This is a genomic window from Rouxiella sp. T17 (genome assembly GCF_036663475.1).
Classification (GTDB): Bacteria; Pseudomonadota; Gammaproteobacteria; order Enterobacterales; family Enterobacteriaceae; genus Rouxiella.
Map to the genome: position 1 here is coordinate 271,516 of NZ_JAWUEA010000040.1, position 13,067 is coordinate 284,582.

Below are 13,067 nucleotides of genomic sequence, written 5' to 3' on the forward strand. Positions count from 1 at the left end.
ATACAATAGAAATAACACATACCTCCAAGGATGGAGGTATTAAATATATTATAAGGATATAAAATATGGCACAGGATATCTTTTCCGGCTCAAATCTTAAGGTGCAAATATCAAATACTGCTGGCTCAACTGTTAGTACTACATTTACTGAATTAGATGAACTCGCAGCTTTCGCGACATCTGGCGGTACCAGTACTGTTATTGATGTAAAAACATTTTCAAGTACATATAACCGTAAACTTGTCGGTACTAAATCAGTGGCTGATATTACTCTTACGGTAAACTGGATCCCTGATTCTGTTTCTCAGTTAATGCTACAGACTGCAAGTGATAATCAAACCCGTATTCAAGTAAAGATCTCGTACTTCGAAAATGCTACTGAAACTTCTGGATACTTCGTTGTTTACAATGGATTTATCAGTTCAGATAAAGTGGCAGGCGATAAGGACAGTGTGGTAACAAAAGAGTTTGTACTATCAGTTGATGGTGCCCCAGTTTCACAGGGAGTACTAACAGCATGAATTTTGATGAATTAATTAGAGTAATTGGAATTAAACATACTCCACTTGAATTAACACCTGAATTTACGGTATACATCAAACTTCCAACAGTACGTGATTATGCTAAATGTAATAGTTCAAGCTCAACCATTCTCCATTGTATTGTTGATGAAGAGGGTAAGCCAATATTTAAGGATGAAGAACAAGTAGAACAAGTTGATTTCAAATACCATACATTAATGAGTAATGAAATTAATAAAATCCTTCTTGAACAAATTGGTAGCGATACTGAAAAAAAGTAAGAAACGATCCAGTACTACAATTTTCCCTCAAAATGCTCTCTAGGCGTGGTTTATCTTTTGATGAATTAAAATACATGCCTATTTCCCTATTCCAATACCTCTATGTTTTTGATGCAATCATTGAACCCCAAGGGCCAAAGGTTGACCAACTACGTCACGCCCAGCAAATGGAAGCAATGTATAAAAGTAGTGGGAATCTAACTGAACAGGGTATGAAAAGTCTCAGTATCGAGAACTTTGATTATGCAGGTTTGATTACAGGTAAAAGTACTGAGGAACGTAGTAACGATCATAAAAAGACAATACATAAAAATATCATGTCTATTTTCCCTCAAGCAGAATTGAGTACTGGAAAAGATACTGATGATAAAAATAAGGATGTGAAATAATGGCTAGTTTACAGTCACTCATATTTTCCATCACGGGTAATACAACAGGTCTTACAAATGCTCTAAATCAATCCGGTCAGGCGTTGAACCAATTTGGTCAACAAACTGGAGGCGTACTAGGGCAGTTGAGTAGTTCATTCAATGAATTACAACACAGGTTCGGTACTACTGGTACTGGATTAGTAGGGCTTGCAGCTGGAGCAGGTATTGCTGTTGGCGGAATTCTAGAATTAGTAAATCAAAGTAATGAATATGCTAAGCAGCTCAACGAAGTTTCTAAAGCTAGTGGTGTTTCAGTAGAAGAACTTCAAAAATTATCAAAAGCTTTCCAAGGTGTTGGATTAGATGTTGAAAAGTTTGGAGACCTAAACCGTGATGTTTTAGACCATTTAGGCGACTCCTTTAGGGACGGAAGTGGACCATTAGCAGATATGAAAGCCAATGGTCTTGATATTAAAGAATACAACAAGTACTTGAACCAGACTGATGGTGGTATTCAGGCTTTAGTACATACATTTTATCAACTTCAAGCAGCCGGTAAGAATACTGCTGTAATTACAAATTTATTAGAAACTATGGGATCGGACGGATCTAAACTCATCTCTACCATGAAGAAATTTAGTACTGAACAAGATTTGTGGAATAATGTTAATAGTCAAACCGCCAGTTTAAGTAATGAAAATGCCAAGGCATATCAGAAATACGATAATGCTATCAGTAATTTTAGTACTACAGCTAAAGGTACATTGGCTAATACTTTAACGCCCATTGTTGTTGCCTTAACTGATATGGGAGAGGGTATCAGTACGGTTAGCCTGCTGATGGATTCATTTAGTACCGAAAAGTCTCAACAGCAAATTGATGCACTCAAGGATAAGTACGGCGGGTTAGTCGATATTGTTCATACATTCGTTGATCTCAATAATCAGGTGAAAAACTGGAGTAATACCTTCCAAGAGTCACAGATTACTGTAGGCGAATGGGGTTACAAGATGGGTGCAAATAGTATCTATACCCCAGAATATGCACAGAAGATGAGAGACCAAATCAAGGCAAGTCAGGACGAAGCAAACTCTGATGCTCCCCAAGAGAATAAGACTAATGGAGCTACGCCTACGGGTGGTTGGGTTGATACCGGTAAGGTTGAAGCGGCAGCAAAAGCGGCGGCCGGCAAGGTACTACAGGCTCGCAAGGATTTGGATACCGCAATGTCTCAGATTGGTATTGATTCCGCAGCGGTACAAATTACCCAGTTCAACTACCAACAAGATGCCATAACCAAGAAGATTCAGGACAGTGCCAAAACTATTAAGCTTAGTGCTCAGGAAACTTCAGAATATCTTAGTAAGCAGAATCAAAGCCGCGTAGCCAAGTTCAAAGAGATGACTGATCAGATGTTGTCTGTAAGTGACCCAAAACAACTACAGAGTAATCTGGCTGCTATTAATACTGCGATCACTCCCGAACAGGGGCAGAAGATGATTATGGACCAGAACAAGCGTGTAGGTATAAATCAGCCCGATGCAAGTAATCCATTTGATTCACGAAATCTTGATGATTCTCTAAAAAGTAATCAGAAAGAAATGAATGATGAAATGATACTGAATCATCAATTGCTGGATGATAAAACACAAAGTTTGACTGTGTACTTGCAGCGTAAACAGCAACTGGAAACGGCATATGGTGATAAGAGCATTGCCTTGCAGCGTGCAAATACAATGGCTCAGATGTCCATGATGAGTACTGCTGCTGGAGACTTGGGGACTACTCTTGAAGGTGCCTTTGGCAAGAGTAATACAGCCGCAAAAGCCGCATTCGCCCTTAGTAAAGGGATCGCCATTGCACAGGCTATTGTCAATATACAGCAGGGGATGGCGAAAGCATGGTCACTTGGATGGCCTCTAGGAATATCAGCCGCAGCAGGCGTACTTTCCAGTACCGCCAGCATCGTGAGTACCATCAAAGGGACGTCCATATCAGGGCAAGCACATAGTGGTATTGATGAAGTCCCTGGTTCCGGTAATAGCACTTGGGTACTCCAAGGGGGCGAACGAGTCATTAAAAAAGACCAGAACCAAGATTTAACCAAGTACCTCAAGCAGAATACTGGAAGTACTGGGGCAACTCATAACTATGAAATTTCTGCTCCGTTAGTTGTATCAGGCGGTTCAAATATTGATGACAGCAAGAAATTCCAAGCCATGCTGGATCAGCATAAAACGAATGTTTTGCAGGCAGTACGATCTGCTCAATCGAGAAACTCATAAAAAAGCCCAGCTTATTGCTGGGCTTTTCTTTGATAAATTTCATAAGATTCTTTGATGTGTTTTTCAGCGGTACTTACATTGATTCTTCTCATGATAGCTCTATAAATCTTTAATGAGAAAGTGATGAATATTAATCCGAATATTATGAGGGGGCGTTGACTATGGATAATTCTTGCGATAGATGATTGATCTTCAGAATCGGTAAATGAGTTACATAATATTTTTAGTGAAGCGGGAGTAAGACCTGTATTTTTCTGGTAATAGGAGTAATCTAAATTTGGCTTATCACAAAGGGAAGGGGTAATTACCTCGTGAGAGAATAAAGGTTTTATATGCTTAGGTGAAATGGCAATCCAAACATTGTCACTGTCTGTTTTAACTATAGCTTGATCTGATGTACCTATTGCTAAAGAAAAAACCCCCACTAATAATACAGGTAAAATTGAAGCAAATAAGAAAGCTGTTTCTTTATTATTAGGAGATATAGTTTGGAGTTCTTGGATGTCGAACCAACCTTTAATCTTGGAGATAAGCTTCACATTGATGTTGTATTTTTCAAGCCAGTCATTAAAAGCATGTATTTGCTTAATGTTAATTGCTTTAACATTGAATAAGGCATTATATTTGTCAATGTCCAGTCTATCCAAAAGGTTTGTTTTAAGCGAATGGTTATGAAATTCTTTATGTGAAAAGAAGATCGACCATATTCTGTTGATTATACTGTAGGAACTACCAGACCTCTTATAAAAATAAAATGCTAAAAAGCTGACTATTATTATAGTGGTGATGGTGTTAATTAACACATCAAACTTTCCGACATAACCTATTAAGCTTTCAAAGTCCATTTTGTATTTCTCCTATAAAAAACAATAAATATATCATATAACATAAGGAATCTGAAGTGTTTTCAAATAATATAAAAATAGACACATTTGTACTGACAGATAACGCCCCATTATTCAGTAATCAATCTTGGACGGGTGAATTAATAACTAGAAGTACTGGAGTGCAGTACTACAGTATTTCATTTCAGGTAAATTTACATACTAGAAGTAGGCAGGAACTACAGCAGTTTATTGCTCAGTATGGGCAGGGTGCCCCCTTTGAAATGTCTCTAGGTTGGTATAGTACTTACACGGGTGCTCAAACTGGGGCCATTGCAGCAAGTAAAGCGGCAGGGGCAAATACCTATCAGATATCAGTAGCAGCCGGTAATAAGATTGAAGTGGGAAGTATCATTCAATTCACCAATCACAAGAAACTATACAAAGTCATTGCAAATACGGGTTCAGTACTATCAATCTTTCCGAACTTAAAACAGCCCGTACAGGTGGGTGAAAATATTAAGTACAATGCATTGACGGGAATGTTTAAGTTACAGATGGACAATAATGCATATGCAACTCCCTCTGAAAACTTGATCCAAATGACATTTAAGGCAATTGAGGATGTTACAGCATGATAGACAGTTCAGTACTAACCAATGCAGATCTCATCAAGTACTGGAATATTACACGAGGTGGTAATAAGACAGTACTCACAGAATCAGAAATATTTCAAATGGGGATAGTGGTCAAATGTATAGATATCTATCCTACAAATAGTCAAACAACCAATCTCTTTTTAACAGATGCTTATGTAGACTTGGTAATTAATGGGGCCACATATACCAGTGTGCCAGATTTCCTCGATACCAGCTTTTCATCCATGACTCAGCAGAATCAAATTAGTAATAATACAACTTCATTTAAAGTCAGTAATGTGAATCAATCATATCTTTCATTGGCTTTAAAAGGATTATTAAATAATTCTAAAGTTAACTTGTACCTTGCAATTATCAACCCCGCATCGGGGGTCGTCATTTCATTCGAGCGGGTATTCACTGGATACATTGATACCTTCCAGACAAGCATGAATAATACATCGGGAAGTATTGAGAATACAACTACCGTAAATCTAAATTCTATATGGAAGAAGTTAGATCAAACACAGAACGTTCTATCATCAAACTCAGTACATCAATCCATGCATAATGGTGATCTCTTTTTCAATCGAATTGGAGCAGTACAGGCAACTCAGGAATGGAAGAGCTAAACAAGGAAGTACCATAAATATGAAATTTAAAAATGGTAAACACGGAAAGATTACCGCCTATGTATCACAACTCATGGAGCAGGATTTTGAATATGGAGTTAATGATTGTCACCTCTTGGCAATTGGAGTACTCGATATTATTGCTGATACAAATCATCTTGCTACATACAAGGGAAAGTACTCAACCGCCAAGGAAGGACTGAAATACGCAAAAACTACAGATTATCCAATGCTCGAAGATTTATGTAAGGCTTATGGGGATACGGTAGATGTACCCAGTGAAGGCGATATCATAATTAATAGCAGTAACAGTACTATATTTTGGTTAGGTAAGATTGTAGTACTCAATGAATTAAACAAAAAATATCAATTAGAAAAATACGACCCCACGGATGGGATGAAGTATTACAGAATCAGGGAGTGATTTATGGCTTTAGCAGTCGCAGTACCGGCAATATTGGCAGGCATCTCAGCTGCCGCCGCAGTATATAGTACTATTGGATTGATTGGGGCAATTATTGTGGGCGTTAGCGTTGCCGCCTTAAGCTATATCAGTACTTCAGCAATGATGAAAGTTGGAGATACGGGGACACAATACCCAAGTACCTCGGCATCGGCCACTACTTCACGATCTCCAAGTACGGGTATCTCAATTATCTATGGTGGTCAGTATCGAAGTGAGCAAAATGAAGCCTACATAAAAACAGGTTCAATTATTGCAGATCAGAACGTCTATAATGACGTTGGCGATACCTTGTGTACTGTGCATTGTGTATCAGTGGGTGAAGTACAAAATTCAATTGCTCAACTGTACTTTGATAACGTAGCAGTACTTGTTAAACCCATTACGAGTGAAGGTATTGTTACCTCAGATTATTTGATTGCAAAATTCAGACCTTATCTACAGCTTGAAGTTCGCTTTGGGAAATCATCCTATTCAAACGGCATGAGCCTAGCAAAACAGTACTGTAATTGGACTGATGATTATAGAGGCGATGGTTTAGTACAAATATGTGTCGTCATTAAGAAAACAGAAGACTCATTGATTGACGGTATTCTAACTAATCTTAATTACAGCCTTTCAGTACTCATGAAGGGTAAGATAATTAACGATTTGACTGATAATTCTCAGAAAGCGACGAGTAACCCACCAAGTATTTTATATGATTTTTTAACAAATTCTGAATATGGTTTCGGTTTGAGTACAGATACTATTAATTTGGAATCATTTCAAGTGGCGGCTCAGTACTGTAATAGTCATGGATTATTCGCAAATGGTACAATATCTTATACGGACAGCTTTAAACAAAACGTTGAAAACATCTTAAGTACGTTTGCTGGTATTTTATATGAGTCCTTTGGTGAATTACACCTTGCAATTGATACGGCAACCTTACCAAGCCATTCATTTAATGAAAGTAATATTATTGGTACTGTATCATTAACTACGGGTGGGATCGATGATTACATTAACTGCATCGATGCTACTTATACAGATCCAAGCGTAACAAGTACATGGGTAGATGAAGAATCCGATGATTACGATTCTGATGATCTAAATGGTGCTTACAGTTCAAATATAATTAGGTATCCATCTAATCTGTATAATTCAGATGTACTCAAACGTGATGGTAGGGTAATTAAAAAAGATAACAATTACACTTGGGTACAAGACCCCGAACAATTGGCATTCCTTTGTAATAGCGAACTATTAAAATCTAAGTACTCACAGAGTTCACTTTCGTTTATTACTCAAGATGGTATGAGCGTATCAGTATGGGATGTAATCAGCGTGACATTTGCAGAACTTGGTTTTGTGAATAAGAAGTACCGTATTATTAGTAAAGAAATACCCCTTGCGGCAACTGATATTGGGCAAATTCAATTAACCTGTGTTGAGTACTATGATGAGGTATATTCTGGTACTGATGCCGGTATTCTTCCAATCGTTTCTGACAACCAGTTACCCAGTGCGACCTATGTTGCACCTCCAACTAACTTGATTGTTCGCAAGTCTGGCACGACTACCAGTGGGGGAGTTGTTGTATTGAGCTGGACAGCCAGTCAAGATAGTACCGTCACGTCTTATGGCATTCGCTATAAGAAGAGTAGTGATAGTACTTGGATAAATGCTGGTTCAGTCAATAAGTACAATACATCTTATTCAATTTATAACTTAGACAGCACGGTTACCTATGATTTTGGAGTATGTGCATACAACACAATCGGTTATGCGAGTAGCCTTTTAACCATAACCGGTACTATTCCTCAGTTGCAATTTGATATGCCCTCAGTTACAAATCTTCACTTGGTGAACAACTCAAGTGACTTGAATACAACTGATGGTACTGATTTCAATATTGCATGGGATGTGCAGACTAGCGTAAAGGTGAATGATCGACTCTTCTCTGACTACTTCAAGTACTACGAGGTGAGGGTTTATAATAGTGCAGGTACATACTTAAAGTCATATTACACGACGTCTAACAGCTTCTCATACACGTTTGATATGAATAAGGCTGATGGGTTGGGGCGTAAAAGAACGTTCGGTTTGGTGGCTTGGGGGCAGGATAGTGCAACGTTTTCCCAAGAAATTCAGCTAACCGTGAAGAACGATCAGGCACCATTACTACAGGGATTCGTTATCAAGAGCGGTATTGATTCTGTATTTGTATCATGGGATGACAGTAACCAGCCCAGTGATTATGGCGGTATCCTATTACAGTGCAGTGCTTCAAGTGATTTCAGCTCAGGCGTTCAGTACTTTGACAGTACTGCAAGGTACTCGGCATCATTCAATCTGGTTGATGGTCAGTACTATGTACGATGCGGCATGACAGATGTGTTTGGATACGACGATATCAAATTTACGGCTGCTTTACCTTTTAACCAAAACTCGACAGTGCCCTATAGTAAACTAGCAAATGATACCGTGGACCATATTATTAGTGATTCAAAATTCAATGATGCTGTTACTCAAATTATTACTGATGAAAGTGATACTGCATGGTACTTATCTGTAAACAATAATAACTATGTTTCTGGCATTGCAATTAAAGTAGATGGGGTTGAACAACAATCAGTATTCACCGTTGTTGCAGATAGATTCAGTATTATTAGTTCAGCTACGGCGGGTGCTGATACCAAGATTTATCCATTCGTCGTGCAAAATGGTACTACCTATATTCAGAATGCCATGATCCAAAATGGTGCTATTGGTACTGCACAGATCAATGACCTTTCAGTGACTGCATCCAAGATAGGTACAGCAGCAGTTGAATCTGCGAAAATTGCTACAGGCTCAATTTTGAACTATCACCTAGGAAACGGCCAAATAACAAATGCAAAAATATCAGGGTTAATTTCTTCTGATAATTATGTCGCTGGTACTTCTGGTTGGGCAATAGATAAAAACGGCGGTTTTGACATTACGGGCACCGGCGGTGGCGGGCGTGTGCAAATAAATGGGGACGGTATTACGATTTATGACGCAAGTGGAGTACTCAAAGTTAAGCTAGGAAGGTTATCATGAGTACTTACGGACTAGTAACCTATGGCAGTAATGGAAAAGCCTACGGTATGAATCAAACAAAGCCGCTTTGTTATCTTGGTAGTATGACGGGGTTATATAAAAGTGCCTCGAATAATACTATTAGCCAAAACTTCTCGGGAAGATGTCCAGCCGATGCAACGCTAGTAGCAATCCCTGAATACGTATTAGGCGTTGCTCATTCTACTGTATATACAACAGTCAAAGTACAGCCAATTTCAATTTCAATTAATGGGCTTACCGTAACGGCATCATTTAATGCAGACCAAGGTGATAGTTATCAAATCAGTACGCCACGTCCTAATAATATTAATGTTTTTTGTATCTATAACAATACGGTTTCGCTGAATGGTTTTGGTCTCTACACGTCTGACGCTGGGGCGTTTCCTAGCGTAGTAGACAGTACTCAAGGGATGTTCTTAAGTTATCAAAACAGCTTCACGTTTACTGGCTCATTCGCTGTACCGGTCGCGTCTGGTTCAATAGTTTTCGCTGGGTGGGATAATGCAAACATTGGCTTGCAGCTCAATCAGAACAACATGACCATTACGGGTTGGCAAAATGGGAGTACTTCGGGTATCAGTACCGCGATGAAGATATGTGCTTTCTCCATTAAACAGCCTGTTATGCCCTCATATGGCATGGCTATCTATGGAGCTGATAATCGTCTCTCATTCACCTCCTATGAAACACCGATGCTACATCGGGGATATATCAATACTCCGGCTTTGAACAATGACTCTTCGTCTTTCAGTGCAGCAGATTGGGCACAGCAACCGATGATCCCATTATTTGGAGCAATTGGCCTTGAAAAACAAACTTTTGATTTCAATGATCGAAACCTTAGTATGGGGGGTGGAATACTCAGTACTGCACGTGGAAAAGGATTAGGGGCAGGTGGATCGACAAGTCCAAATGTGCAGGTAGTTTATAATTCAAGACCACTGCCATTCCTTTGGAGTACAGACTATTTTTAAATCATACCAAATTTCATAGTAATAAATAAATACCTCGTGAATTAACTAAAACTAGAGGTAAAAATATCATGAATTACTTAATAAACTCAATGACAATAATAATACTAGCAATACTTGTGATCTACGGTTTGCCGTGGTGGGCATTTCTATTGCTGGTACTATCCCTAGGATAATATAAATGGACTTAACTACCATATCGTTGATTGCAACGATAGCGATCGGTATATGGACTATCTACCGCGATAGACGACTCGATAGTGTTGATATTGATAAAAGAATTACACAACAAGATACTAATTATCTCTTACTTAAAGCTGAACTTAAACAACTTCAGGAAAAACAGGCCGATCAAGAACAATCACTGAAAAAACTTGAAGAATCAATTAATATTCTAAATTTGAATGTGCAAAAAATACTTACTATTCTTGAGAAACCCTAATCAAAAGCACTGATTCATTTCAGTGCTTTTTTATTTTGATTCCATAAATAAGAGTGCAAGATAATTAATTTATGGAATGAATAATATGGATATTACAGAACAATTAAAACAATATGAAGGTACTAAACTATATCAGGAAAAAAGAGGGATATTTCGTAATAACAAATTTTACCCTTATAAAGACAGTCTGGGGTACTGGACAATCGGTTATGGAAGATTAATCAAGGCCGGTTTATATATTGAAGGTATTACTGAGGCACAGGCTGATGCATTTCTAGAAGAAGATTTAGCTGAAGCTAGAAAGGGAGCCGTAAGCCTTAAATTAAATCTACCAACCTACTCACGATGGAATGACTTTTTAGTACTCATGGTGTTTCAACTTGGACTAACTAAAACCAAAGAATTTCACAGATTCCTGGCAGCCATGACCAATAGTAATTATGCAACAGCGGTGGCAGAAATCAGAAACTCTAACTGGTATAGACAAACGCCCAATCGTGTTGATTCCATGTTTGATTACGTACTTAAGGGGTAATTTATGAATTTATCCCCTTGGTCCATGTTCAATCCTCAAGATTGGAGTATTAATGACGTATATGATCATGCAGCATTCGTATACCTAATCACATTTCCTGATAGCGGTGAGTACTACATCGGGATCAAACAAGTATACAAAGGTATTAAAGATGCGAGAAATATAACACCTGATAGTACTCAATCGAATTGGGTAACTTACGTGAGTAGCTCAACAACCGTGAAAGAGTATATAGAAAATGGCGAAACTTATAATAAACAGATTTTATGGTGTTTCAAAACTCTACAAGAAGCGTTACAAGTTGAAACCGCATTGATTGCCTTACACGGTAGCGAGCTAAATTGCCTCAATAAAGCAATTATGGTTAAAACCAAGATAAAGAAAAGTAGAAGTACTATAGGTGTAATCAGGGAGATTTTGGGATGGCTGGTATAACCGCAGGATGGCAAGGTCAAACGCCTAGAGAAGCCGGACAGTTCATTATCAGGAATGGTATTCAATTTGGAAATGCATTTAATAAAGAACTTTCAAATAGGATCCGTAAGGTTTCACAAGAGATGCAGGTAGAACTAAATGCTGATATCAAAGGTGGGGGAGTGGCTTTTAGCGGTAAGGCAATATTCTTTACATTTACTCGCAATAGTAATGGTACGGCTGACAATCATATCATCGTCAAGCAGAACCAAGCCAAATACCTGAGATATGTAATCGATACAAAGTACTCAAATATTGCGGGGCAGGATATTGTCCCTACAAGCTCAGCAAAGCTCACCCAGCAAGGTAATATACGAAGCCTCAGAACAAAACTTGCAAGCGGTGCCTATAAAAAAGTACAGGGCAACAATGGAAAAACTTACTTAATTGATACCTCAATCAAAACTAAGGCTTCTAAAAGAAATCGAATGTTAAGAGTGATTGGTATCGTTGAGAAAAAGAAGCGAAAGAATATCTTTGATTTCTACAAGAGAGCGAAGGATAAATCAGAAGCTGCAATACAGGATATGAGAGGCTCATTCCGCTACACATTTAGATAATACGATTATAAAATAACAAAGTAAGGAAGTTATTATGAATTCAATGGAAGATGCATTACTACAGTTCCCCTGTTACCCCCACAATGAGTTAGTACTACAAAGTTTCTCGGGCGAGAAGCCTATTAGTACTACATATCCTTATGAGAAAGGATTAGTAACTCATAGATTAATCAAGAAAATACTTAATAAAAAGGAAGGAGATATATTCGTTACTTCATTTACGCATGATAATCATCCTTTGCTATTAGACGGGAGTACTACAAAGTTCAGTGTTGAAGATGTTGATTACGAAGTAAAGGTTCTCAATCAATTTCACTATACGCAAAAAGGGTATCGAGCATACGCTTTCGTTTGCCAGTACTTAAGGGGGAAAAATGATAATCATAATTAATTTTCTCCTGCAAATGCTTCTACAGGTATTAATGAAGATAGTACTGACAATTTGCTCAAAGCAGAATATTGGAAAAGTACTTTTTATGGTACTTCATCGAATGGTGAAGCTTACCAAAAATACTAAAGATGATGACCTGATAGATAAGCTTGAAAAATTATATTGGGCCTCCACGGATTGTACCGATATGCAATCTGAAGACCTCCTGCATAAGATACGTGAACAAAAGGGTAGGGGTAATGACCGCATTATATAAGGAATCAACAGTCCTAGGACTGCTGATTTTAGTCTGCATTTTTGGAGGCTGGAAGGCCCATACAATTTGGGATGGGTATAAGAGTACTAAAGCTCTTGAAGCCGCAACAATTGTAGCAGAACAGAATGACAAAATTCAGGCAACCATAGCCAAGCAGTTCGAAGATCAAAAGATAGTACTTGAGCAGAACAAGAATACTGTTACCCATGAAGTACAAACGATTGTGAAGCAGCCTATATATCAGACTGTATGTATAGATCAAACTGCAATAGATGTACTTCAAAAATACAAGGATGAATCAAATAAACTCAGGGATATGGGAAATGATTAAAG

16 protein-coding genes are annotated in these 13,067 nt (G+C 38.1%); 15 read left to right on the forward strand and 1 reads right to left on the reverse strand.

Annotated elements, in window-relative coordinates; translation table 11 throughout:
• The first annotated feature begins 65 nt into the window (after positions 1 to 65).
• The 4 genes from SC206_RS19065 (at position 66) to SC206_RS19080 (ending at position 3,458) form a co-directional block, all read left to right on the forward strand.
• Positions 66 to 521 carry a phage tail tube protein gene (locus SC206_RS19065; protein ID WP_332739745.1) on the forward strand — a complete coding sequence of 152 codons (456 nt, stop codon included), beginning with the start codon at positions 66 to 68 and terminating at the stop codon, positions 519 to 521.
• Positions 518 to 802, forward strand: coding sequence for a hypothetical protein (locus SC206_RS19070; protein ID WP_332739747.1), 285 nt, complete (start codon positions 518 to 520; stop codon positions 800 to 802). Before SC206_RS19065 ends, SC206_RS19070 begins: the two co-directional genes overlap by 4 nt.
• A 74-nt stretch (positions 803 to 876) precedes the next feature.
• Complete coding sequence (locus SC206_RS19075) at positions 877 to 1,191, forward strand: hypothetical protein (RefSeq protein WP_332739749.1); 315 nt, start codon at positions 877 to 879, stop codon at positions 1,189 to 1,191.
• Entirely contained in the window at positions 1,191 to 3,458 is a 2,268-nt protein-coding gene (locus SC206_RS19080) for a hypothetical protein (protein ID WP_332739751.1), read from the forward strand. Before SC206_RS19075 ends, SC206_RS19080 begins: the two co-directional genes overlap by 1 nt.
• 11 nt (positions 3,459 to 3,469) lie before the next feature.
• Here SC206_RS19080 and SC206_RS19085 read toward each other — a convergent pair whose 3' ends face one another.
• On the reverse strand, positions 3,470 to 4,303 hold the full coding sequence (locus tag SC206_RS19085; protein ID WP_332739753.1) for a DUF6216 family protein: 834 nt from the start codon (positions 4,301 to 4,303) through the stop codon (positions 3,470 to 3,472).
• A gap of 56 nt (positions 4,304 to 4,359) precedes the next feature.
• Between SC206_RS19085 and SC206_RS19090 the strand changes: the two genes are divergently transcribed.
• The 11 genes from SC206_RS19090 (at position 4,360) to SC206_RS19140 (ending at position 13,065) form a co-directional block, all read left to right on the forward strand.
• Entirely contained in the window at positions 4,360 to 4,920 is a 561-nt protein-coding gene (locus SC206_RS19090; RefSeq protein ID WP_332739755.1) for a hypothetical protein, read from the forward strand.
• Positions 4,917 to 5,552, forward strand: a complete 636-nt coding sequence (locus SC206_RS19095; RefSeq protein ID WP_332739757.1) for a DUF2163 domain-containing protein — start codon at positions 4,917 to 4,919, stop codon at positions 5,550 to 5,552. Before SC206_RS19090 ends, SC206_RS19095 begins: the two co-directional genes overlap by 4 nt.
• 19 nt (positions 5,553 to 5,571) lie before the next feature.
• Positions 5,572 to 5,976 (forward strand): DUF6950 family protein, encoded by a 405-nt coding sequence (locus SC206_RS19100; protein ID WP_332739759.1) that lies wholly within the window; start codon positions 5,572 to 5,574, stop codon positions 5,974 to 5,976.
• Positions 5,977 to 5,979: 3 nt separating this feature from the next.
• Positions 5,980 to 9,084 carry a fibronectin type III domain-containing protein gene (locus SC206_RS19105; RefSeq protein WP_332739761.1) on the forward strand — a complete coding sequence of 1,035 codons (3,105 nt, stop codon included), beginning with the start codon at positions 5,980 to 5,982 and terminating at the stop codon, positions 9,082 to 9,084.
• Positions 9,081 to 10,079, forward strand: coding sequence for a DUF6453 family protein (locus tag SC206_RS19110; RefSeq protein ID WP_332739763.1), 999 nt, complete (start codon positions 9,081 to 9,083; stop codon positions 10,077 to 10,079). The genes SC206_RS19105 and SC206_RS19110 overlap by 4 nt, the downstream gene beginning before the upstream one ends.
• A 178-nt stretch (positions 10,080 to 10,257) precedes the next feature.
• A complete protein-coding gene (locus SC206_RS19115) occupies positions 10,258 to 10,518 on the forward strand; it encodes a hypothetical protein (protein WP_332739765.1) in 261 nt (86 codons plus the stop codon).
• 85 nt (positions 10,519 to 10,603) lie between these two features.
• Entirely contained in the window at positions 10,604 to 11,053 is a 450-nt protein-coding gene (locus SC206_RS19120; protein ID WP_332739767.1) for a glycoside hydrolase family protein, read from the forward strand.
• 3 nt (positions 11,054 to 11,056) lie between these two features.
• The gene (locus tag SC206_RS19125) at positions 11,057 to 11,488 is read left to right on the forward strand and encodes a hypothetical protein (protein ID WP_332739769.1); all 432 of its coding nucleotides are present in this window, start codon (positions 11,057 to 11,059) and stop codon (positions 11,486 to 11,488) included.
• Entirely contained in the window at positions 11,476 to 12,087 is a 612-nt protein-coding gene (locus tag SC206_RS19130; protein ID WP_332739772.1) for a hypothetical protein, read from the forward strand. Before SC206_RS19125 ends, SC206_RS19130 begins: the two co-directional genes overlap by 13 nt.
• A gap of 34 nt (positions 12,088 to 12,121) precedes the next feature.
• Positions 12,122 to 12,478: a hypothetical protein gene (locus SC206_RS19135; protein ID WP_332739774.1), complete on the forward strand. Its 357-nt coding sequence runs from the start codon at positions 12,122 to 12,124 to the stop codon at positions 12,476 to 12,478.
• 239 nt (positions 12,479 to 12,717) lie between these two features.
• Positions 12,718 to 13,065, forward strand: a complete 348-nt coding sequence (locus tag SC206_RS19140; RefSeq protein ID WP_332739776.1) for a hypothetical protein — start codon at positions 12,718 to 12,720, stop codon at positions 13,063 to 13,065.
• The last annotated feature ends 2 nt before the right edge of the window (positions 13,066 to 13,067 follow it).